Annotated in this window: 19 protein-coding genes; 14 read left to right on the top strand and 5 right to left on the bottom strand. The window is 62.3% G+C overall.

Translation table 11 applies throughout. The features are described from left to right. The first annotated feature begins 90 nt into the window (after positions 1 to 90). The 4 genes from prpB (at position 91) to ACYF6X_RS13240 (ending at position 4,380) form a co-directional block, all read left to right on the top strand. A complete protein-coding gene (prpB, locus tag ACYF6X_RS13255; RefSeq protein ID WP_063988801.1) occupies positions 91 to 981 on the top strand; it encodes a methylisocitrate lyase in 891 nt (296 codons plus the stop codon). A 33-nt stretch (positions 982 to 1,014) separates the two neighbouring features. Next, positions 1,015 to 2,178, top strand: coding sequence for a bifunctional 2-methylcitrate synthase/citrate synthase (prpC, locus tag ACYF6X_RS13250; RefSeq protein ID WP_063988802.1), 1,164 nt, complete (start codon positions 1,015 to 1,017; stop codon positions 2,176 to 2,178). Positions 2,179 to 2,218: 40 nt separating this feature from the next. Further along, a complete protein-coding gene (locus tag ACYF6X_RS13245) occupies positions 2,219 to 3,670 on the top strand; it encodes a bifunctional 2-methylcitrate dehydratase/aconitate hydratase (protein WP_107227473.1) in 1,452 nt (483 codons plus the stop codon). 80 nt (positions 3,671 to 3,750) lie between these two features. Beyond that, entirely contained in the window at positions 3,751 to 4,380 is a 630-nt protein-coding gene (locus ACYF6X_RS13240; RefSeq protein WP_130018425.1) for a LysE family translocator, read from the top strand. Here the strand turns inward: ACYF6X_RS13240 and ACYF6X_RS13235 are convergent. Beyond that, on the bottom strand, positions 4,377 to 5,216 hold the full coding sequence (locus ACYF6X_RS13235; protein WP_107227400.1) for a helix-turn-helix transcriptional regulator: 840 nt from the start codon (positions 5,214 to 5,216) through the stop codon (positions 4,377 to 4,379). The genes ACYF6X_RS13240 and ACYF6X_RS13235 overlap by 4 nt on opposite strands. A gap of 99 nt (positions 5,217 to 5,315) precedes the next feature. Between ACYF6X_RS13235 and ACYF6X_RS13230 the strand changes: the two genes are divergently transcribed. The 4 genes from ACYF6X_RS13230 to ACYF6X_RS13215 are packed head-to-tail and all read left to right on the top strand — an operon-like array spanning position 5,316 to position 10,327. Further along, a complete protein-coding gene (locus ACYF6X_RS13230; RefSeq protein ID WP_130018426.1) occupies positions 5,316 to 6,740 on the top strand; it encodes an MFS transporter in 1,425 nt (474 codons plus the stop codon). 56 nt (positions 6,741 to 6,796) lie between these two features. Next, positions 6,797 to 7,426 (top strand): FMN-binding negative transcriptional regulator, encoded by a 630-nt coding sequence (locus ACYF6X_RS13225; RefSeq protein WP_130018427.1) that lies wholly within the window; start codon positions 6,797 to 6,799, stop codon positions 7,424 to 7,426. A gap of 38 nt (positions 7,427 to 7,464) precedes the next feature. Further along, positions 7,465 to 8,424 carry a DNA-binding protein YbiB gene (gene ybiB / locus ACYF6X_RS13220; protein ID WP_406880024.1) on the top strand — a complete coding sequence of 320 codons (960 nt, stop codon included), beginning with the start codon at positions 7,465 to 7,467 and terminating at the stop codon, positions 8,422 to 8,424. 46 nt (positions 8,425 to 8,470) lie between these two features. Further along, positions 8,471 to 10,327 (top strand): M3 family metallopeptidase, encoded by a 1,857-nt coding sequence (locus ACYF6X_RS13215; RefSeq protein WP_107227404.1) that lies wholly within the window; start codon positions 8,471 to 8,473, stop codon positions 10,325 to 10,327. Between the two features lie 63 nt (positions 10,328 to 10,390). On the opposite strand, the gene ACYF6X_RS13210 is transcribed toward ACYF6X_RS13215, so the two are convergent. The 3 genes from ACYF6X_RS13210 to ACYF6X_RS13200 all read right to left on the bottom strand — a co-directional run bounded on the left by ACYF6X_RS13210 (position 10,391) and on the right by ACYF6X_RS13200 (position 12,370). Next, a complete protein-coding gene (locus ACYF6X_RS13210; RefSeq protein ID WP_004939270.1) occupies positions 10,391 to 11,026 on the bottom strand; it encodes a carbonic anhydrase in 636 nt (211 codons plus the stop codon). Positions 11,027 to 11,312: 286 nt separating this feature from the next. Next, complete coding sequence (gene bhsA, locus ACYF6X_RS13205; RefSeq protein ID WP_063988808.1) at positions 11,313 to 11,573, bottom strand: multiple stress resistance protein BhsA; 261 nt, start codon at positions 11,571 to 11,573, stop codon at positions 11,313 to 11,315. 167 nt (positions 11,574 to 11,740) lie between these two features. Beyond that, positions 11,741 to 12,370 (bottom strand): flavin reductase family protein, encoded by a 630-nt coding sequence (locus ACYF6X_RS13200; protein WP_130018428.1) that lies wholly within the window; start codon positions 12,368 to 12,370, stop codon positions 11,741 to 11,743. Positions 12,371 to 12,488: 118 nt separating this feature from the next. On the opposite strand from ACYF6X_RS13200, the gene rlmF reads away from it, so the two are divergent. From rlmF to ACYF6X_RS13170, 6 genes are all read left to right on the top strand, one after another. Then, on the top strand, positions 12,489 to 13,454 hold the full coding sequence (gene rlmF, locus ACYF6X_RS13195; RefSeq protein WP_197816395.1) for a 23S rRNA (adenine(1618)-N(6))-methyltransferase RlmF: 966 nt from the start codon (positions 12,489 to 12,491) through the stop codon (positions 13,452 to 13,454). A 209-nt stretch (positions 13,455 to 13,663) separates the two neighbouring features. Beyond that, the gene (locus ACYF6X_RS13190; RefSeq protein ID WP_130018429.1) at positions 13,664 to 16,666 is read left to right on the top strand and encodes an autotransporter outer membrane beta-barrel domain-containing protein; all 3,003 of its coding nucleotides are present in this window, start codon (positions 13,664 to 13,666) and stop codon (positions 16,664 to 16,666) included. A gap of 309 nt (positions 16,667 to 16,975) precedes the next feature. Next, positions 16,976 to 18,280, top strand: a complete 1,305-nt coding sequence (locus tag ACYF6X_RS13185; RefSeq protein ID WP_130018430.1) for a methyl-accepting chemotaxis protein — start codon at positions 16,976 to 16,978, stop codon at positions 18,278 to 18,280. A gap of 182 nt (positions 18,281 to 18,462) precedes the next feature. Next, positions 18,463 to 19,032 carry a TetR/AcrR family transcriptional regulator gene (locus ACYF6X_RS13180; protein WP_063988811.1) on the top strand — a complete coding sequence of 190 codons (570 nt, stop codon included), beginning with the start codon at positions 18,463 to 18,465 and terminating at the stop codon, positions 19,030 to 19,032. Between the two features lie 11 nt (positions 19,033 to 19,043). Continuing rightward, complete coding sequence (locus tag ACYF6X_RS13175) at positions 19,044 to 19,682, top strand: GNAT family N-acetyltransferase (RefSeq protein ID WP_130018431.1); 639 nt, start codon at positions 19,044 to 19,046, stop codon at positions 19,680 to 19,682. Further along, positions 19,670 to 20,674 (top strand): alpha/beta hydrolase family protein, encoded by a 1,005-nt coding sequence (locus ACYF6X_RS13170; protein ID WP_130018432.1) that lies wholly within the window; start codon positions 19,670 to 19,672, stop codon positions 20,672 to 20,674. The genes ACYF6X_RS13175 and ACYF6X_RS13170 overlap by 13 nt, the downstream gene beginning before the upstream one ends. On the opposite strand, the gene ybiO is transcribed toward ACYF6X_RS13170, so the two are convergent. After that, complete coding sequence (gene ybiO, locus ACYF6X_RS13165; RefSeq protein ID WP_130018433.1) at positions 20,671 to 22,896, bottom strand: mechanosensitive channel protein; 2,226 nt, start codon at positions 22,894 to 22,896, stop codon at positions 20,671 to 20,673. The two genes, ACYF6X_RS13170 and ybiO, sit on opposite strands and share 4 nt — an antisense overlap. Positions 22,897 to 22,918: the final 22 nt, after the last annotated feature.

Genomic DNA, 22,918 nt, shown 5'->3' with positions numbered 1-22,918 from the left:
TTTAACGTTTTTAATTTTTCTCCTCACCGAAGTACAACCTGGCCCGCCCTTTGCTCTGTCTGTTTCATCTAGCTAATCGGAGAGAACGTCATGACGCTGCGCTCACCCGGGCTCGCCTTTCGTCAGGCCCTGAGTAAAGAAAAACCTCTGCAAATCGCCGGCGCGATCAACGCCAACCATGCGCTGCTGGCCCAGCGGGCCGGGTTCCAGGCCATCTACCTTTCCGGCGGCGGCGTAGCGGCCGGTTCGTTGGGGCTGCCGGATTTGGGCATTTCGACCCTGGACGATGTGCTGACCGACATTCGCCGCATCACCGACGTTTGCCCGCTGCCGCTGCTGGTGGATGTCGACAGCGGTTTCGGCGCTTCGGCGTTCAACGTCGCCCGCACGGTGCGCTCGGTGAGCAAGGCCGGGGCGGCGGCGCTGCATATCGAAGATCAGGTCGGCGCCAAGCGCTGCGGCCATCGCCCCAATAAGGCCATCGTCTCCACCGAAGAGATGGTGGATCGCATCAAGGCGGCGGTGGATGCGCGCAGCGATCCGGACTTCGTGATCATGGCGCGCACCGATGCGCTGGCGGTGGAGGGGCTGGAGGCGGCCATCGAGCGCGCTCAGGCTTATGTGGCGGCTGGGGCCGACATGCTGTTCCCGGAAGCGATCACCGAATTGGGCATGTATCGCCGTTTCGCCGAAGCGACGCAGGTGCCGATCCTCGCCAACATCACCGAATTCGGCGCGACGCCGCTGTTTACCATCGACGAGCTGCGCAGCGCTCGGGTGGATATGGCGCTGTATCCGCTGTCGGCCTTCCGGGCGATGAACCGCGCGGCGGAGCGGGTATACCGCGCCCTGCGCGAGGAGGGCACGCAGAAAAGCGTCATCGACACCATGCAGACCCGCAACGAGCTGTACGAAAGCATCAACTACTATTTGTTCGAAGAGAAACTCGACGCCCTGTTCGCTCGCCAGCGCGACGAATAGGCGCCATTCACGCAGAAGCCAAATGAGGACAGTATGAGCCAAGCGATCCCCCCGCAAAGCCCGACTGGCGTTAAGCCGAAAAAATCCGTGGCGTTATCCGGCGTACCCGCCGGGAATACCGCGCTGTGCTCCGTAGGGCGCAGCGGCAACGATCTGCACTACCGCGGTTACGACATTCTCGATCTCGCGCGCCACTGCGAGTTTGAAGAGGTCGCCCACCTGCTGATCCACGGCAAGTTGCCCAACCGCGACGAGCTGCAGGCCTATAAACACCGTCTCAAAGCGCTGCGCGGCCTGCCGGCCAGCGTGCGCACGGTGTTGGAGGCGCTGCCTGCGGCGTCTCACCCGATGGACGTGATGCGCACCGGCGTCTCGGCCCTTGGCTGCACGCTGCCGGAAAAAGAGCAGCACGGCGCGGCCGGCGCGCGCGACATCGCCGACCGGCTGCTGGCGTCGCTGGGATCGATGCTGCTGTATTGGTATCACTACAGCCACAACGGCGAGCGCATTCAGCCGGAGACCGACGACGATTCCATCGGCGGCCACTTTCTGCACCTGTTGCACGGCGAAACGCCTTCCGCCAGCTGGGAACAGGCGATGCACGCTTCCTTGATCCTGTACGCCGAGCATGAGTTCAACGCCTCGACCTTCGCCGGCCGGGTGATCGCCGGCACCGGATCCGACGTCTATTCGGCGATCGTCGGCGCCATTGGCGCGCTGCGCGGGCCGAAACACGGCGGCGCCAACGAGGTGTCGCTGGAGATCCAGCAACGTTATGAAACGCCGGACGAAGCGGAAGCCGACATTCGCCGCCGCATCGACAACAAAGAGGTGGTGATTGGCTTCGGGCACCCGGTGTACACCGTCTCCGATCCGCGCCATCAGGTGATCAAAGAGATCGCGTTGCGCCTGTCGCAGGAGGCGGGCGCGATGAAGCTGTATGACATCGCCGATCGGCTGGAAAGCGTCATGCGCGACACCAAAAACATGTTCCCCAACCTCGACTGGTTCTCGGCGGTGTCTTATCACCAACTGGGGGTGCCCACCGAAATGTTCACGCCGCTGTTTGTCATGGCGCGGGTGAGCGGCTGGTCGGCGCACATCATCGAGCAACGGCAGGACAACAAAATCATTCGCCCGTCCGCCAACTATACCGGGCCGGAAGCGCGGGCGTTCGTACCGCTGGATCAGCGCTGAGCGCCGATTGTTATTCACTATGGAGTCTTCGGGAATCATGATGCTTGAGTCTGCCAATACCCGCCGTCCGCCGTTCGATCGCGAAATGATCGATATCGTCGATTATGTGATGAAAGAGGCCGTCGATACCCCGGCGGCGTACCGCACCGCCCACTATTGCCTGCTCGATACTCTCGGCTGCGGGCTGGAGGCGCTGAGCTATCCGGCCTGCAAGAAACTGATGGGGCCGGTGGTGCCGGGCGCCGAGGTGCTGAACGGCAGCCGGGTGCCGGGCACCCGCTTCCAGCTGGATCCGGTGCAGGCGGCGTTCAATATCGGCGCCATGATCCGCTGGCTCGACTTCAACGACACCTGGCTGGCGGCGGAGTGGGGCCACCCGTCGGACAACCTGGGCGGGATCCTGTCGGTGGCCGATTGGCTCTCGCGCCAGGCGGTGACGGCGGGCAAGGCGCCGCTGACCATGCGGCAGGTATTGATCGCCATGATCAAGGCGCATGAGATCCAGGGCTGCCTGGCGCTGGAAAACGCCTTCAACCGGGTGGGGTTGGATCACGTGCTGCTGGTGAAGGTGGCGTCCACCGCGGTGGTGGCGCAGCTGCTCGGCCTGAGCCGGGCGGAGATCCTGAACGCGGTGTCGCTGGCGTGGGTGGACGGGCAGTCGCTGCGTACCTATCGCCACGCGCCGAACGCCGGCACCCGCAAATCCTGGGCGGCGGGGGATGCGACCGCCCGCGCGGTGCGGCTGGCGCTGATGGCCGCCACCGGCGAAATGGGCTATCCCTCGGCGCTGACGGCGCCGACCTGGGGGTTTTACGACGTTTCATTCAACGGCAAACCCTTCCGCTTCCAGCGGCCGTACGGCGCGTACGTGATGGAGAACGTGCTGTTTAAAATTTCGTTCCCGGCGGAGTTCCATGCCCAGACCGCCGTGGAGGCGGCCATGACGCTGCACCGCCAGATGCAGGCCGCCGGCAAAACCGCCGCCGACATCGCCAGGGTGAGCATCCGCACCCACGAGGCCTGCCTGCGCATTATCGACAAGCAGGGGCCGCTGGATAACCCGGCGGATCGCGATCACTGTATTCAGTATATGGTGGCGATCCCGCTGCTGTTCGGCCGGCTGACGGCGGGGGACTACGAGGATCGGGTGGCCGAGGATCCGCACATCGACGCATTGCGCGGCAAGATCCATTGCCATGAAGATCCCGCCTTCACCCGCGATTATCACGATCCGGAAAAACGATCGATCGCCAATGCGCTGACGGTAGAGTTCGCTGATGGCAGCCGCCTGGATGAGGTGGCGGTGGAGTACCCTATCGGCCATGCGCGGCGGCGCGAAGAGGGCATCCCACTGCTGATCGAGAAGTTCAAAACCAACCTGGCGCGCCAGTTCCCGGCCCTGCAGCAGCAGCGCATTCTCGAGGTGTCGCTGGACCGGCAGCGGCTGGCGCAGATGCCGGTCAACGAATACCTCGATCTGTGGGTGATCTGAAGCGAGGCGACGCTGACAAGCCACGTCGGCGTCGCTATGATGGACGCTCCATTCCCGTCCATCTTCTTATCAGGTGATTCATGATTGATGCCGCAACGCTGTTGTTGTTTTCTGGTGCCTGCGTGGCGCTGGCGCTGACCCCCGGCCCGGATATGCTGCTGATCGCTTCGCGCAGCGTCAGCCAGGGGCGGCGCGCCGGTTTCGCTTCGCTGGCGGGCATTCAGCTCGGCACGTATTGCCACGCGCTGGCGGCGGCGCTGGGGTTGTCGCAACTGTTCGTCGCCGTGCCGCTGGCCTACGACGCGGTGAGAATGCTGGGCGCCGCCTATCTGCTCTATCTGGCGTGGAAAACGCTGGGATCCGGCAGCAGTTTGCAGGCTTCTGCCGGATTGCAGGCGGTGCCGACGGCGCGCATCTTCCGCCAGGGGCTGTTCACCAACATCCTCAACCCGAAAATGGCGCTGTTCGTGCTGGCGCTGTTCCCGCAGTTTATCGATCCGCGTTCAGGCTCGGTGGTGGTGCAGATGCTGGCGCTGGCGACGGTGCTGAATCTGGTGGGGTTGCTGATTAACGGCGGGGTGATCCTGGCGGTCAGCGGCATGAAAAGCCGCTTCGCCGGCCGCCGCTTCAGCGCCCGCTGGCCGAACTATCTGCTGAGCGGGGTGTTCGCCGGGCTGGCCTGCAAGCTCATTTTCGACAGCCGCCGCTAGCCCTCGCGCAGCAGCGCTTCAAACGCCGCGCTGGCCGGTTCCTCCGGTAGCGCGCTGTACATTACCAGCCGCAGGTGGTTCTCTTCGTCGACGATGAAAGAGGCGTGGTCAAAGGTGACCGGGCCGATTTCCGGGAGGGTGAAGCTGCGCCGCCCCTGGCAGCGCCCGTGGATATCGTGCTGCCGCCAGAGCCGGCGGAACGGCGGCGATACCCGCTCCAGCGCCTGTACCCGTTGGCGCATTACCTCATCCTCCGGCGCGCGGGCGTAGTCGCGGCGGAAGCTGGCCAGGATTTGCGGCGCCTGCGCCTCCCACTCCAACAGGCGCGCATTAAGCTGCGGATCGGCAAACAGCATCCACAACATGTTGCGCTCTTCCGCCGGGCGTTCGCCGATGGCGAACAGCCGCTGCGCCGCCGGGTTCCAGGCGATGATGTCCCAACTCAGGTTCATGACGTAGGCCGGCCGCAGCGGCAGGTCGTCCAGCAGCCGCCGCACCAGCGGCGAGACCTGGCACCATTGATGGCCGACCGGCACCGGCGGCCGCTGATGTGCCAATAAAAACAGGTGGTAGCGGCCGGCGGCGTCGAGCTGCAGCACCCGCGCCAGGTTCTCCAAAAATGCCACCGACGCATTGATTTCCCTGCCTTGTTCCAGCCAGGTGTACCAGGTGAGGCCGACGCCGGCCAGCGCCGCGACCTCCTCGCGCCGCAACCCCGGCGTGCGGCGGCGGCTGCCGCTCGGCAAACCGACCGCCTCCGGCGACAGCTGTTCTCGCTTTTGACGTAGAAAATCCGCCAGTTCGTGGCGGGTGCGCTCTAGGGTGCGTGGGGGCATGTCGGCCGTCCTGTTGCTGTTAGTAATAGTATAAGTGGCTATATAGTAACAGTTTAAACCCTGTTCCATACTGCGACCATCATAATCTCTGGAGGTGGTATGGAATATTCATTATCTCGTGAGCGGCGAGCGCTGCCCGGCCTGCCGGTACTGCTGTTGGGCGGCTTCGTCACGGTGTTCGATCTGTTTGTGGTCAACGTGGCGGCGCCGGTGATCCAGCGGCAGTTCGCCGCCGATTTCGCCGGTGTCGGTCTGATCGTCGCCGGCTATGAGCTGGCGTTCGGGGTGCTGCTGATCGCCGGTGGGCGCCTGGGGGATCGCTTCGGGCGTCGGCGTCTGTTCAGCCTCGGCATGCTGGGATTCACGCTGAGTTCTCTGCTGTGCGGGTTGGCGGGATCGCTCAACCTGTTGATCGCCGCGCGTATCCTGCAGGGGGCGACGGCGGCGCTGCTGTTTCCGCAAATTTACGCCTTGATGCGGGTGCTGTATGCGCCGCAACAGCGGCGGCGCGCCTTCGCCTGGCTAGGTATGACGCTGGGATTGGCGGCGATCTTCGGCCAGATCCTCGGCGGATTTATCATCGAGGCCAACCTGTTCGGCAGCGGCTGGCGCATGATCTTTTTGATCAATTTGCCGATCGGCGCGCTGGCGCTGTGGGCGGCGCGGCGGATTCCCGAATCGCGGGTGGCGCAGGCGCAGCGGCTGGACGGCGTAGGCCTGTCGCTGGCGGCGATCGGCCTGTCGCTGTTGCTGCTGCCGCTGCTGGAAGGGCCGGCGCGCGGCTGGCCGTGGTGGATAGCGCCGATGCTGGCGTTGGCGATGGTGACGCTGTGGGGCTTCCTGCGTTGGGAGCGCCGTTTGGCGCGGCGCGGCGGTGATGCGGTGCTCGATCCGGCGCTGTTATGCCAGGCAGGCTTCGCGCCGGGCATGGCGGTGGTGCTGGCGATTTATGCCACCGCCTCCTCGTTTTTCTTGTGCTTCGCGCTGCTGCTGCAGGCGGGGGCGGGGCTGACGCCTTTTCAAGCGGGCAGCCTGTTCGCCCCGGCCAGCGCGGCCTTTATGCTGGCGTCGATGCTCGCGCCTCGGCTGGCGCTGCGTTGGGGCAACGGCGTACTGAGCGTGGGCGTGGCGATTTACGCCGCCGGGTTGGCGGTGTTGATGGCCCAGGCGCTGTGGGGCGCGGGGCTGGCGCATCCGCTGCGGCTGCTGCCGGGGTTAGTGGTGCTGGGATTCGGCCAGGCGCTGAGCATGACGCCGCTGCTGAATCTGGTGCTCGGTTTGGCGCCGGAGCGGCAGGCGGGCATGGCGGCGGGCCTGGTCGCCACCGTGCAGCAGGTGGGAGGCGCGCTGGGCATCGTGGTCAGCGGCGTCGGCTTCGTGCCGCTGCTGGCGAATGGCGGCGCGGCGGAACGCTATGCGCAGGCCTTTGCCGGCGCCATGGTATTTAATCTGTTGGCGATGGGCATTGCCCTGATCTTGTTAAACCGGATCACTCGAAATAGTCAGAAAGCGGATCTTAAGTAGGCCGCCGGCGGGTGCTTTACTGTCTTCATCATGAGAGAGCGTAAGGAGCCACACTGATGTTTCAACCCGCCGCATTTCGCGAAGACGATCTGGATGCCCAACTGGCGCTGGTGCGCGCCCACCCGCTGGGGCTATTGGTCAGCCACGGCGAGCAGGGATTGACGGCCGATCCGCTGCCGTTTCTGGCCGATGTCGAACAGGGGCAGATCCGGCTGCGGGCGCACCTGTCGCGCGCCAACGAGCACTGGCGGCGGCTGCAGCACGCGGCGGAATGCCTGGTGATTTTTCAGGGTTTGGAAGGTTATGTGTCGCCCGGCTGGTACCCGAGCAAGCGCCAGACCGGCAAAGTGGTGCCGACCTGGAATTACAGCGTGGTGCAGCTGTATGGCGTGCCGACGGTGATGGACGACCCGGCCTGGCTGCGCCGCCAGCTGATCGACCTGACGGCGCAACAGGAAGGGCGCCGCCCGGCGCCCTGGCGGCTCGACGACGCGCCGGCCAACTACATCGCCGCGCAGCTTAACGGCATCGTCGGTATCGAGATCGCCGTCACCCGGCGCGAAGGCAAATGGAAGATGAGCCAAAACCGCAGCGCCGACGATGCCGATGGGGTGATCGCCGGGCTGCGCGATGGCGATGAAACGCAGCGGCGGCTGGCGGCGGAGGTTGAGCGGCGGCGCGGATAGGGTATGCTAACCGAAGAGTGAGCAAGGGGAACTTTCGGATGGATTACACCAAAATTATCAAAGAAATAGGCCGCGGCAAAAATCATGCGCGCGACCTGGACCGGCAGACCGCTTTTGAGCTGTATCAGGCGATGCTGGCCGGGGCGGTCCCCGAGCTGGAGCTGGGCGGCATTCTGATCGCGCTGCGCATCAAGGGTGAGGCCGAAGAGGAGATGCTGGGCTTCTACCAGGCGATGCAGCAGCAGGTGTTGCCGCTGCAGGCGCCGCAGGGGCGGCCATTGCCGGTGGTGTTGCCGAGCTACAACGGCGCGCGCAAGCAGGCCAACCTGACGCCGCTGCTGGCGCTGCTTCTCGCGAAAGTGGGCCTGCCGGTGGTGGTGCACGGCGTGCTGGACGACAGTACCCGCGTGACCAGCGCCGAGATTTTCCACGCCCTGGGGCTGCCGTGGTCGGAACAGGCCGTTCACGCCCAGCAGCGTCTCGATAACGGCGAGGCGGTATTCATGCCGGTTTCTGCGCTGTCGGCGCCGCTGGCGCGGCAGCTCGGGTTGCGTTGGCGCATGGGGGTGCGCAACAGCGCGCATACGCTGGCCAAGCTGGCGACGCCGTTCGGCGAACAGGATGCGCTGCGCCTCGCCAGCGTCTCACACCCGGAGTATGTCGGCCGGGTAGCGTCGTTTTTCCGCCAGATCGGCGCCCGCGGGCTGTTGATGCACGGCACCGAAGGCGAAGCCTACGCCAACCCGCTGCGCTGCCCGCAGATTCATTATATTGCCGGCGGCGAACAGCGCGTGTTGCTGGAGCGCACCTTGCAGGATGAAACGCCGACGTTGCCGGCGGCGAAAGACGTGGAAACTACCGCGCGCTGGACCGAGCGCTGCCTGGCGGGCGAGGTGGCGATCCCGCAGGCCATCCAGCGGCAGATCGCCTGTTGTCTGGTGGCCGCCGGCGAGAGCGAGACGCTGGAACAGGGGCTGCAGCGCCTGCATCAGGCCTGAGCGCGACTATACTGGGATATTTCCTCATCGGCTGAGAAGGACGGTTATGCAACAGGCTCTCGATTACTTCAATCAATTGAACCAGGATTACCTCGACGTACACCGCGCCAAAGAAGAGCTGTTCTGGCAAAACTACATGGGCACCGGCGGTGAAGACCTGTCGGCGCGCTTTTCCGCCGCGGAAAGCGCCTATAAGCGCTTTATCGCCGAACCGCGTCGTCTGGCGGAGATCCGCAATCTGCTGGCCGGATTGGAAGCCCTGCCGCAGGAGGCGCAGCGCGATGCGCTGATCCACGGCCTGCAAGGTTGGCTGCGTTTCTTCGACTGCAACGCCATCGAAGATCCGCAGGCGCAGGCGCTGTTGGATCAGATCATTCACGCCGAATCCGATCTCTACTCGCGCCGCAAGGGCTACCAGGTCACGCACCTGAACGCCGAGGGCCGGCGGGTGGCGGCCTCGCTCGGCGAGCTGTTGACCAACCAGGCGACCAACCCGAACGAAGACTACCGCCGCAGCTCGCAGCAGGCGCTGCGCGATCTGGAGCAATGGCTGCTGCATAATGGCCTGCCGGAGCTGATCGGCTTGCGCAACCGTTTTGCGCGCCAGATGGGCTATCGCAACTATTTCGACTACAAGGTGAACAAAACCGAGCGCATGACGCCGGAGCAGCTGTTCGCCATTCTGGATCGTTTCGAGCGGGAAACCCGCGAGGCCAACGCGCGCAGCCTGCAGCAGCTGGCGGCCGACAAGGGCAGCCAGGCGCTGGAGCCGTGGAACGTGCGCTTCGCCAGCGCCGGCGACGTCACCCGCCAACTGGATCCTTACTTCCCGTTCTCTCGTTCGCTGGAACGCTGGATCGACAGCTTCAAACGTCTGCACATTGGCTTTGGCGGCGCCGAGATGAACCTCGATCTGCTGGTGCGCAAAGGCAAATATGAGAACGGCTTTATGCACGGCCCGGTACCGCCGTTTGTGCGCCAGGGGGAATGGGTGCCGGCGCGCATCAACTTCACCAGCCTGGCGCAGCCGGAGCAGGTGGGAAGCGGCGCTTACGGGCTCAACACCCTGTTCCACGAAGGCGGCCACGCGGCGCATTTCGCCAACATTCGCCAGAATGCGCCGTGCTTCTCGCAGGAGTTCCCGCCGACCTCGATGGCCTATGCCGAAACCCAGTCGATGTTCTGCGACAGCCTGCTGGACGACGCCGACTGGCTGAAACGCTATGCGAAAAACGCCGCTGGTGAAGCGGTGCCCGATGCGCTGATCGAAGCCGGCATCGCGGCGCGCCAGCCGATGCGCGCGTTCAACGAACGCCATATCCTGCTGGTGCCGTACTTCGAGTGGGCGCTGTATCAGTGGGATGACGAGCAGCGTACGCCGGAAGCCATCACCGCGCTGGCGCGCGAGGTCGAGCAAAAGATCCTCGGCATCAGCGGCAGCCCGCGCCCGACGCTGGCGATCCCGCATCTGCTGTCGCTGGAGTCCGCCTGCTCTTACCAGGGCTATCTGCTGGCGATGATGGCGGTAGAGCAAACCCGCCAGTTCTTCCTGCAGCGCGACGGTTACCTGACGGACAATCCGGCCATCGGCCCGGATCTGGCGCAACACTATTGGTTACCGGGCAACAGCGTCAGCCATGACGACACGCTGCGCAGCCTGACCGGCGAAGGGTTCAACCCGGACTCTCTGGCGCAGGCCTGTAACCAGACGGTGGCACAGGCGTGGCATGAGGCGCAGCAGACGATGGCCGCCGCCGCCACGCGCCCGCAGCCGCCGGCGGATTTCGATTTGGAGGCGCACATTCGGGTGGTAGACGGCGAGACGGTATTGGCGGACAACGCCGACGGTGACGAACGGATGTGCCGCGACTTCGCCGCGGCGATAGAGGCGCGTTTGGTTTAAGGCTGACAATAAAATCCACGCGGCAGCGTGGATTTTATTTAAGGGTTAAAACCGGGCGTTATTTTATTCGAAATAGACGTCGGGATTATCGGCCAGGGACACGAAGCTCTTGGTGTTTCTATCCAGCGTACGAATTTCGCCGCTTTCGATGTCGTACACCCAGCCGTGCAGGCGCAGCCCGCTGTTGCGCAGACCCACCGCAACAGAAGGGTGGGTTTTGATATTATTTAGCTGGGCGATAACGTTCTCTTCCACCATAGCGTTAACTTTGTCTGTTTCGCTATTCCAGGTTTTCTTCTCGACCACCGCTTTGGCCGCATCCGCGTAGTGCAGCCAGTGGGCTACCGCAGGCATAGGGTCGAGGCATTGGCAGGACGCGATAGCCTTCATGGCGCCGCAGTTCGAGTGGCCACAAATCACGATATCAGTCACGCCCAGTGCCACCACCGCGTATTCGATCGTCGCAGAAACCCCACCCGGCTCCGGGCCAAAGGAAGGGACGATGTTACCGGCGTTGCGGATAACGAACAGTTGCCCAGGCTCTTGCTGAGTCACCAGCTCGGGCACCAGGCGGCTGTCAGAACAGGAGATAAACAGCGCTTTAGGATTTTGGCTGGAGGCCAGGCTGCGAAAGAGTTCCTTACGCTGCGGGAAAATCTCTTTCTGGAAACTGAGGAAACCTTCAATGATATGTTGCATACAACGCTCTCTGCATCTGTAGTCTGCGTAACATGATAATCATCCTCTCCCGTTAGTCCAGCAATGGGGTGGTAAAAAAATGTGTGCTCATCCCCCCTGCAAACCCCATTAAATACGGGGTTTCTACCTATTTCCGGCAGCATTGTCCGGTTCGTTTACGCGTGGGTTGCTGACAAAGCAGACGGTAAGAAACTCGCTGTCGTACCCATTCGGCGCTAATACACTTGAACATGAAAAAGCCCGCCGGGGTGATAGCCGGCGGGCTTTTTGACGTCTGGGGCGGTGATTATTTGTAGATAACCGCGGTGGCGTGCATCAGGTTGTTGCCGCTGGTGGAGGTGATGGTGAAGGCCTTGGCGCCTGCCGCGTCGGCTTTGGCGGCCAGCTGAGAGGTCAGGCTGCTCAGGTCGGTTGAGCCACTGGCGACGATCACGCCGGCTTTTTCGAATTGGGCGGCATCCTGGGCGCTAACGTGCTCAGCGGCGAAAGTGGTGAAAGAAACGGTGGCCAGGGCGATAGCAGCAGCAAAAGTTTTGATGGTTTTCATGTTCGTTATTCCTGTCAAAGTGAATTAGGGAGAAAGGGGGTTGCCTTTCGATGGGAAGATTATTGCGCAGTGACAGGCGGGATGAAATCGGAGAGTGTTGATGGTTTCTTTCAGATTTTTTGATTATTTATTCCCCCGTTCATCTTCTACCTAAACGGGGGAGACGATCAGCACGTCGGGCGCGCCAGATCGAAACGGTGCTGTTCGGAAATGCCATAGTAGGCGGTCGGGCCGCCGGCACGCAGGATCGGTTCGGCGGCGGCGGTCTGGTAGACGCCGTGTTCGTCCAGCAGCGCCGGATCGAGGTGTACCGCCACCACCTCGCCCAATACCAGCCAGGTTTCCACCTGTTCCCCGGCGGCGGTTTGCAACTGAATGTACTGGGTCAGCCGGCATTCGAAGTTCACCGGGCTTTCGGCCACGCGCTCGGCTTTGACCCGGCGCCCGGGCAGCGGCGTGACGCCGGCGAAGGCAAACTCGTCCTCACCGCGCGGCAGGTTGATGGAACTGTTGTTCATCGCTTCCGCCAGCGGGCGCGTCGCGAGGTTCCAAACGAACTCGCCGGTTTCCACGATATTCGCCACGCTGTCTTTCCAGCCGGTGCTGGCGAAACCGATGATGGGTGGACGATAGTTGAAGCAGTTGAAAAAGCTGTAGGGCGCCAGATTGCGCAAGCCGGCGGCGCTGCGGGAAGAAATCCAGCCGATGGGGCGCGGGCCGACGATGGCGTTCAGCGGATCGTGCGGCAGGCCGTGGCCGGCGGCGGGTTCATAATAATAACGAGATTCACGGCTCATGGGGGACCCTGTGGCAATCGATGAAGCTTTCATTGTGCCGGGTTTCCCGCCGCTGCGCCATTCCGGGCCGGATGTGTTATCTTACGCGCCGGAAATACCTTCAAGAGAGCCCGTCACGGTGGAAAAAAAGAAAACCTTCCCGCAGCAGAAAAGCGGCCTGCATCCGCGTAACCGTCATCGTTCGCGCTACGACTTTCCGGCGCTGATCGCCAGTTGCCCGGCGCTGGCGCCGTTCGTGAAACCGAACGCCTGGGGCGATGTCTCGGTGGACTTCGCCGATCCGGCGGCGGTGAAAATGCTCAACCGTGCGTTGCTGCAACACTTTTACGGCATCGAACACTGGGATATTCCGGCGGACTACCTGTGCCCGCCGATCCCCGGCCGCGCCGACTATCTGCACCACCTGGCGGATCTGCTGGCGACCAGCAACGGCGGCGAAATCCCGCGCGGCAAGGGTGTGGCGATCCTCGACGTCGGCGTCGGCGCCAACTGCATCTATCCGATTGTCGGCCTGCGCGAATACGGCTGGCGTTTCACCGGGTCTGAAATCGATCCTGTGTCGCTCAACGCGGCCAAGATGATCGTCGAGATGAACCCGACGCTGCGCAACAGCGTGCGTCTGCGGCTGCAAAAACAGCCTGAGCTGATTTTTAGCGGCATCATCGGCGCGGCCGAGAAATTCGACGCCACCCTGTGCAATCCGCCGTTCCATGCGTCCGAGCAGGAAGCGCGCGCCAGCACCCGCCGCAAGCTGCATAAACTGGGCAAAGGGGAAGTGGCCGACAAGCCGGTGCAAAACTTCGGCGGCAAGAACAACGAGCTGTGGTGCGAAGGCGGCGAAGAAGCCTTCGTGCGCAAGATGGTGGAAGAGAGCGTCGGCAAGGCCAACAACTGCCTGTGGTTTACCTCGCTCATTTCGAAAAACACCACGCTGCCGTCCATCTACCATGCGTTGAACGTGGCGGGCGCGGCCGAGGTACGCACCATCGAGATGGCGCAAGGGCAGAAGATCAGCCGCTTCGTCGCCTGGACCTTCCACGACGCCGAGCAACAGGCCGCCTGGGCAGCCGAACGCTGGCGTTAGGTCTTCAGGTGCCTCGGTATGGGAGCAAAGTCTCATACCGAGGACCGGTTTTCCCCGTTTTATTGACTTATCGCATCAGCATTTCTTAACTGTAGAAATACCAATAAAACCCATTCAGGCAGTGTGCAATGTCTCTCTTCCCTATGTAGGAGACAGGCCGCGGTGCAGCCATGCCGCGAACGTAATCCATCACACTGACGGGATTTATTATGATTCCTTTAGCTACGCAACAAGAGGTCGGCGCCTTAATCATCGGGATTTTCGGGCGTTTGCCGACGGCGGCGGAAATCGATTACTACGACAGCGCATTTGATATCGGCAGCCAGCCGCCCGCCTATATGGCCAGTATTTTAATGAGCCAACCCGATGCCGGTTGGATGAGCGGCCAAAGCGAATACGACATTCTCAGCCAGGTTTATTTCTCCGTTTACAATACCGCTCCCGATCCGGATTACATCAATGCCTTGCTACAGCAGGGGCATTTCAACAGCGCTGTCGCCAGCGTTGTCATCGACCTCTTTAACTATCTGGGGGACGATCCGGTGATGCTGGCGCAGCGTGATGCGCTCGATCAGCGCATTGCAGAAGGTTTGTATCCCGGCACGGCAGCCGATGCCGCCGGCGGAAGCGGCGACGCGCAGGCGATGTTTTATCTGCTGCGAGCGCCCTGGCAGACCGATGAAATTGCGCATGACGGCCAGCTGCTCAATCAGGGGGGCGATCTGGCTGCGTTGGCGCAGAGCAAGATTGCCACCCTGCCGCTTAACGATCTTTCCGATCATGACTTCATTTTGCATCTGTTCGCTCAGGGATTCGAACGGCCGCCGACGGCTCCTGAACTGGCCGCTTACCAGCAACGGCTGGCGGAAGGCGCGACGCGTGGCGATCTGCTGGTGGATATGATCGCGCAGTTGCGCGGCGTGGTGGCGCCGGAAGATGCGGCGGCTCAACAGCATTTCAATGCGGCGGGCCAGGAATATTCGCCGGGCGAACTGCCGGCGACCGAGTATCTGGAGCAGATAGCGGCGCTGTTCCGTGCATTGCCCGAGCGGGCAGTGGACAGCGTCTCGCTGGACAATTGGAGCAAGACGTTGGCCTCCGGCACCTTGAGCTATAGCGAATTGGTCACGGCCCTTCTGGCGACGCCGGAATTTCAGGCGCAGGTCGGTGGTTTGCAGGGCGACGACTTTATTCAGCACGTCTATCAGGCGGTGCATGGCCGGGCGGCGGATGAACAGCAGTTAGAACACTATCGGGCGTTGGGCGGCGACAAGGCACTGGTTACGCAGGCGGTGATTGCCGATCTGATCAATGCGCCGCCGGCTGGTGACGCTAAGTATGAACAGTGGATGTTCGCGCGCGATGTCGGCGCCAGCCTGGCGTATAAAACGACCGCTTCTCTCGCCACCAGCGAGGGTGGCGGCAACGCGTCGGGTACGGTGAATACGCATGCTCACCATACGCTGAGCAATGCGGAAACCGCCGTGCTGTTCAGGGTGTTCCTGCATGCTGACGCAGACGTTATGGTTGACCTGAGCTATGCCTCGCAGCTTTCTTATCTGATCGTCAATGGCGACGCTGCGGCGGATATCTGGCTGCATAACCACCCTGCCGCTCGGTATGGGGTGGACATGACGGTAAACAATGCCAATGTGATAGTGCATGGCACCTATGGCGACGATCGGGTGCAGCTCACTTCGCAGGCCGACCTCGCCGCCGCCCAAGGGCACTTTTATCTGAACAACGGTAATGACAGTTTGCTATGGGGAGGCAATGCCAATGGCGGCGCCAATCATGTGGGGTGGGTGTTCAGCGCCGATGGCGGTGACGGGCACGATATTTTGTCCGCCAACCTGATCGTCAAAATGACCTCGACGCTCGATCTTTTTGGCGCGCGCATCAGTACGGTGAGCAGCAATGCCGCCAATTTCAGTCATTTCGAACAGATAGATATGGCGGGTTATATCGGCCAGGCGGAAGCCACGCTGACGCAAATCGGTTGGAACGGTTACAGCACGAAAGCGCTGGCGACGAGTGCTCATGTGTTTGACTACGGGGTATTGAGTGGCAACGCCACCGTAGAGGGAACGGACGGAGGGACGATCGTGCAGAGTTGGGCGGCGCAGGCGCTTGGCCGTGAGGGATTGCTGTTGTCCGGCCGGGCGGATAACGTCAAGGTGATCAACGCCAATGCCGATGCGGCACGCCTTGAAATCAGCGGCATCGGTGATCATGCGGACAGCCGGCTGGAGATAGCCTTCCTTGAGAATGCCACCGATCGTTTCGACCTGTTGTTCTCCGGGCGCGGTAACGCCGGATCGTTGGCGCTTGACTCGCATGGCGATGAAAACCCATTGACGCTGATCGCCGTCACCACCGGCGCCTGGGGAAATGGCGCGCTGACGCTGACGGGGCAAAATGATCAGATGCAAGACATTACGTTGTCCGGCGGCGCGAATTTCAACCTCACGCTGACCGAGGGGTATACTCAGGTCCGCCTGGTTGACGCTTCGGCCTTCGCCGGTAATGGGTTTACTCTGACGTCCTCTCATGGCGGCAGCGGTGACGGCACGATCATTCAAATGTTGGATTCGCTACCGTTAAGTGGTGACGCGCAGGCCAAATTGGCGCCGTTGCTGGAAGATCTTGGGCTACAGGGAGAGCAGCTGTTGGTCAAAGGCGGGGGAGGCAGCGATCAATTTAACGTGCTGGGAGATACGACGATCGTGGCCGGCGCAGGCAAAAGCCACGTGACGCTGCAGAGTAGCACGGCGGCGTCAGGCGTGACGTTAAAAGACTTTTCGCTGACGCAGGGCAGCATCGACGATGTGCTCTCAGGCCTGCGGATCGTTCATGGTACCGGTGGCGGCGCGCTGGCGGATTATGGCGTCAGCGATGCGCAAGGCGTGGAGACGAGAATCGGTGCCCTGACGGCCGAACCAGGGGGGAGTGCCAGCCAGCTGTTGGCCGCGTTGCTCGATCTCGGCCAGCCTGGCGCATTGAGCGCCAAGGTCGGGGTCAGTAGTGTTCTGGGCGGGCAAAACAGCAGCTATCTCATTGTCGATAACAATGATGACCACCGTCTGGATGAAGCGGACAGCGTCATCCTGCTCTTGGGACAGGATCATCAAAGTCTGCTCAACGAACTGCGCTATGTTCCGGAAATCATGCTCAACGGCACGGTGGTTGAGCCGGAGTCGCTGGTCGCGTAAGAGGTGATGTTGTAGCTCAACGGCGCCGGTTATCCTGCCGGCGCCGACAAAAATCCGCATTTTACCTTTCAATTTTCATCACTTACGTTATTCTCAATACGGGTTTAATAATAAAAATCTTAGGCTGTTGGTTTATTTAAATTCTAATAATTACTTTACTGAATAAATAAATTTAATCCGGTTAATAGCAATAACCAGAAGGAACGGCGCTGCCCGTTCCTTCCGCGATGGCACGTCTGCGTGTGGGCGCGGTATGTGGCCAGGCAAAAATAAGAAAAGCGCCATCATCTGCCACAAGGATTACACCTTATGCTGTTACGATTCAGTCAGTTAACTACCCACAAAGGCGCCGAGTTGAGCGCGATAGAACACGCCGTTCCCATGATCGTCTTCTCACCGGACGGTACGGTATTGCGCGCCAACGATCTTTTCCTCAGCACGCTGGGATTTCAACGCGATGACGTGATTGGCCGGCATCACCGTATTTTCTGCGATCCGAACTATGTCGCCAGCCTGCAGTACCGCAAACATTGGGAGACGCTGAATAAGGGCCAACCCATCACGGACACCATAAAACGCATCGCGAAAAACGGCGAGGCGGTATGGCTGCAGGGCACCTACGCGCCGGTGCTGAATAAACAGGGTAAGGTGGTGGAAATCGTCAAGATCGCCAGCGAAGTGACCGAGCGAGTGACCCAGGCGCAGGAACATCGCAGCCTGCTGGCAGCGCTGAATCGCTCGATGGCGATGATCGCTTTCTCGCCGCAGGGCACCATTGTCAGCGCCAACGACAATATGCTGGCGCTGATGGGCTATCGGCTGGAAGAGGCGTGCGGGCAGTCGCATGCGGTGCTGTGCCCGCCGGCGTTCGCCAATTCCGACGATTATCGGCGGCACTGGCAGCGCCTGGCGCGTGGCGAGTTCATTACCGGGCGTTTTGAGCGCCTCAACCGGCGCGGCGAACGGGTATGGCTGGAGGCCAGCTACAACCCGATCCTCGACAACGAAGGCCAGGTGGTGAAAGTGGTGAAGATTGCCCAGGACATCACCCGGCTGATGCAACAGCAGCAGCATGAAGAAGAGATGGTTCGCAACGCGCATCATCTGTCGCTCGACACCGATCGGCAGGCGGCGCAGGGCGCGATCATCGTGCAGCAGGCGGTGAAAGGCATGCAGCAGGTCGAAGCGGCGGCGCGCGAAACCTCGGACGTGGTCACCGAGCTCGGTAAGTGTTCTCAGCAGATCGGCACCATCGTCGAAGCCATTCGTAAAATCGCCTCCCAAACCAACCTGCTGGCGATTAACGCCTCCATCGAAGCCGCCCACGCCGGTGAGCACGGGCGCGGTTTTGCCGTGGTGGCCAATGAAGTGCGCACGCTGGCGGAACAGTCGCGCAAGGCGGCGACCGAGATCGAACGCATGACCAAGTCCATCCAGCAAGGCGTGGCGGCGGCGATTGCCGGCATGGCGACCTGCGTAGAGCAGGCCGGCGGCGGCGTGGCGCTGACCCACGATGCCGGGGAAGTGATCAATCAGGTCAACATCGGCATGCACGACGTCGTGAAACTGATGCAGGCGTTTACGTCGGTGAAGCAGGGCGACGCGCTGCACTGAGTTTTCATCGCGCCGCCCGCCGAAAATGAGGGCGGCGTTTTTATCTTCCCACCGATTCACACGCCGTTGAGCCGCGGTTCAATTTTACCGGCCTATGCTATCCTTAAATATGAACGAACGTTCATTCATTAATGTTTATTCGATGGCGCCAGGCGCCCCCTTCACCGTTTCGGGAGTTGCCGATGGGAAACCGAGAAAAGATTGTCGAGGCCGCGCTGCACAGCTTTACCCACAGGGGATTTCACCAGACCAGTATGCGGGATATCGCGCAGGCGGCGGGCGTCAGCGTCGGCAACCTCTATAACCACTTTACCGGCAAGGAGGCGTTGATCGGCGAAATTGCGCTGCTGGAAAACGGCGTATTCGCCGAGTTTGCCGCCGGGCTGCGGGCCGACAGAACGCGGCCGAAACAGGCGCTGTCGGCCTTTTTTACCGCCTATCACGCCTTTGTCGCCGAACCGGCCAATGTGCAGCTGTCGGCGGAGATCGTGGCGGAGGTGGCACGCAACCCGGCGTTGGCCGAGCCGTTCAGCGCCAACCAGCGGCAGCTGATTGAGGCGCTGGCGACGGTTATCGCCGAGGCGCAGCAAACCGGTGAGATCGCACCGGCGATAGCGCCGTTGCCGCTCGCGCAGCTGGTGCTGGACGTGATCGAAAGTCAGGCCTGGCGGCAGGCGATCTTTACGTCGCCTGCGCCGGAGGAGACCACGCCGGTGCGGCTGTTGGAACAGCTGCTCTACCGGCATCCCTAGTCGAGGTGGATATGCTGCACATTGAGTCGTACCGCGATGCTGACCGCCGGCAAACGGCGGCGCTGATCTACGCCGCGTTCTGCGACAAGTTTCAGCGCGCACGCCGTCTGAGCGCCCGCCTTCAGTGGCGTTTGTTCTATCGGCTATGGCGTTGGAAGCAAAGCGGCAGCCGGGAGCGCAGCTTTGTGGTGAAGCAGGATGAACAGGTGGTGGCGGCCTTTGCCCTCAATGCGGCCGCTGGCGAGAATAACGCCGGGCGGCGTCCGTGCACCTTGCCGATTTGGCGGCTGTGCCGCCGCTATGGCTGGCTGAACGTTTGGCGTATGTATCTGCAAATGGCGGTGTTGCAGCACACCCCGGCGGCCAATGAGCTGTATCTCTCCTACCTGGCGGTGGCCGAGAGTCAGCGTGGCAAAGGGGTGGGCAAGCGGCTGCTGCAGTGGATGAACGACTATGCTGCTGAACAAGGCGCGGGCCGGCGTCTGAGCCTGCACGTCAGCCGGCGCAACGTGGATGCGCTGCGTCTGTACCGGCGCTGCGGTTTTCAGGTGCGGCGCGAAGAGCATTACGCTTCGTTGGGATGGCTGTTCGGTCAGGCCGACTGGGTGTTGATGGAGAGACGCTGCGGGGAGGCGTCGTGCACAAAATAGGACTGTGCTGCGTGGCGCTGCTCCTGCTGGCGCTCGGGTGGGTCATTTACGTCAACGACTTTCGTTTTGTCACCGAACCGGTCACGGTGACCGCCGGCGGCAACCGGCTGACCGGCACGCTGGTGTTGCCGCAGCATGCGCCGATCAAGCCCGGCGTCGTGGTGTTCGTGCACGGCGATGGGCCGGCCAACGCCAGCCGCGACGAAGGCTATTACGGCATTTGGGAGGCGATGGCGCAGCAGGGCTACGCGGTTTTATCCTTCGATAAGCCGGGCGTTGGCGGCTCCGGCGGCAACTGGCTGCATCAGACCATGGCGGATCGCGCGCGGGAAACCGCCGATATCATCGACTGGGCACGGCGGGACGGGCGCTTTGATGCGCGCTGCGTGGGGCTGTGGGGCACCAGCCAGGCGGGATGGGTGATGCCGGAGGTGGCGCGTTTGCGCCCCGACATCGCCTTCACGCTGGCGCTGGCGCCGGCGATCAACTGGCTGCGGCAGGGGCGCTATAACACCCGGGCGGCGATGGCGGCGGCGGGGAACGATGAAGCGCAAATCCAGGCGCGCGAGGCGCATTGGCGCCATATCCAGACGCTGCTCGAGCAACCGGACGGCTACGCGCAGTACCGCCGCGAGTATGGCGCCGCCGCTGCATTGAGCGCCGACCGCTGGCGCTTTATCCGCGCTAACATGGCCAGCGACGCGACGGCGGGATTGCGGTATTTCACTACGCCGGTGCACCTGATCCTGGGCGGGCGCGACGTCAACGTGGACACGGACGAAACCGAGCGCGTGTATCGGCAGACGATCCCGGCCTCGCTGCTGACGGTGACGCGCATCGATGAAGCCGATCATGTGATGATCAAACCGCTGTTCGCCCGCCATCCGTGGCTGATCAACGCGGTGGGTCTGTTTGCCCCGCGCTCGGTGCAATACGACGCCTACCGACAGGACGTGGCGGCCTTCCTGGCCGCTCAGCCCTGCGGGCGCTAACCGCCGGGAGCAGCGGGCGGCGCCTGTTCTTCGTGCAGTTGCGGCGCGCGGGAGATCTGCATCGCCTGCTGAGGCATGCCGATGCCGGCCCGATCGAAATGAATTTTCACCAGCCGATCGAGGGCGTACTGCACCACCCACTGTTTCAGCGCCTGCGTGCGCACCGTCACGCGGGTGGTGAACGAGCGGTCGCCCAGCGCTACCACGCCGTTGAACACCGGCTCGCCAATCAGGAAATGCTTCACCTGTTCATCTTGCTTCAGCGCCGCGATGGCCTGATGCAGCACCTCATTGACCCGATCGATATCCTCGTCGCGGCTGACGGTATAGTTGGCGCGGTATACCCCGAATTCGCGCGCATAGTTGGCCAGCGTAGTGATCGAGGAGTACGGCACGATGTGGTAGACGCCGTAATCGTCGCGCAGGCCGATCGAGCGGATGGTCATGCGTTCCACAGTGCCGGTGATGCCGCTGACGGTGACGTATTCGCCGGTGTTCATGCCGTTTTCGAACTGGATGAACACGCCGGTGATCACGTCTTTCACCAGCGTCTGGGCGCCGAAGCTGATAGCCAGCCCCAGCGCGCCGGCGCCCGCCAGCAGCGGCGCGATGTTCAACCCCACCTGCGACAGCACGATCATCACGGTAATGGTGCTGATAACGATAGCCAGCACGTTGCGAAACAGCGTCAGCAGCGTGCGTTCGCGCGCGCTCGGCCGCACGCCATTGCTCAGTTCCAGCGCCAGGCGGTGCTCGATGATGCTGGCCATCAGCGTCCAACTGAAGACGGCGATCAGCAGGATCAGCAGGATATGCACCAGCCCGCCGAGCGTCCGCTGGCCATTTTCGCTGCCCGCCCACTGGTACAGATTAATCAGGTGCCAGGCGTCGAGCAGGAACAGCGTCACCGCCAGCACCACCATCACCCGCAGTATCTTCAACCCGTTGGGGATATAGGAGTTGATGCGCCGCTCGAGCATCGGATAGCGCAGATTGACGTCGGTTGGCAGCGAAATGCGGCGGAAAATCCAGCGGGTCAGCATGCCGGACAGCAGGGCGCCGACGCCGACCACCAGCAGGCTTTTCACCGTGGCGCTCATCATAAAGCGCAGGCTGTTGCCGATGTCGAACTGGGACAGCACGAACAACACCAGAAAATAGGCGATCGCCAGCAGATGCCAGATATGCCCCAGGCCGCGCAGGATCACGCTGAAAAACGCCATCGACCGCTCGGCCAGCAGATTGATTTGTTGCTGTATCGGCTTGCGGTTGTGCAGGATCAGCCAAATGGCGTACAGCGTCAGCGCCAGCATCACCACCAGGTTGACGGCGGCGGCGGCCGGGTAGCTTATTTGTACCGCCACCACAGGCACCACCACCATCAGGCCGTAGCCGATCAGCCCGCTGAGCCAGGCGAGGCGCGTGTTCCAGTAGCGCGCGCTCTGGTCGCTGAAGGGGAAGGGGCGCAGGTAGTCGAAGTTGGGGGCGAAAATCAGTCGCAGCACCGCTTTGAAAAACTCAATCACCGCGAAGGCGCTGAGAAACAGGGTCTGCAGCCGCAGAATGGTGGCGCTGTCGGCGTGGACGTGGCGGGCGAACAGGTTGCCCGCCGCCAGCGCCAGCAGCAGTACCAGCAGATCGACGGCGAAAGCGCCGAGAATGGCGGCGGGGCGTTTATACCACGGGCCGCGCTGCAGCCGGGCGTTGTGCCCCCAACTGCCCATGCGTTTGTACAGCGGCGCGATCAGCCGCCGGATCAGGTGGAACAGCGCAAAGGTGACCGCCACCGTCAGCAGAAAGTAGCCCAGCGCGCGGAAAAAGCCGGCGGGATTGAAAACGCGCTTCGGGCCGGAGTCGATCAGCTTTTGCAGCGCGCCGAGCTTCTGGTTAAAGGTGCCGATGCCTTCCTGCGCCAGCGAGTTCAGGCTGTCGCTCAGCGTGGCCGGCGTTGATTCCTCCGGCGTTGCCGGGGCGGCGGCGGGGGCGTCGCCGGCGGCCTGTTTCAGGTGGTTGATGAGTTCTGCGCGCGCTTGGTCGTCTTGCAGCAGATCGGCCAGCGCGGCATAGGCGGCCTTCTGCTGCTCGCTTTTGTCGGCGGGCGCCGGCGGCGCGTTTTGCGCCAGCGCCGGTGGTGCGAAGATGCCTAGGGTCAGCAACAGCAGCAGGGAAAGCAGGTGTTCTCGCAGATGAGAACCTCGTCGGGAGTATGCGTTTGGCGGCATTGTTCCTCTCTTTGGCGTTCTG

The sequence above is a fragment of the Serratia sp. ID 25-353 genome (assembly GCF_054792795.1).
The sequence above is the reverse complement of the archived record's forward strand: the minus strand, read 5'-3'. Positions and strand labels throughout refer to the sequence as shown.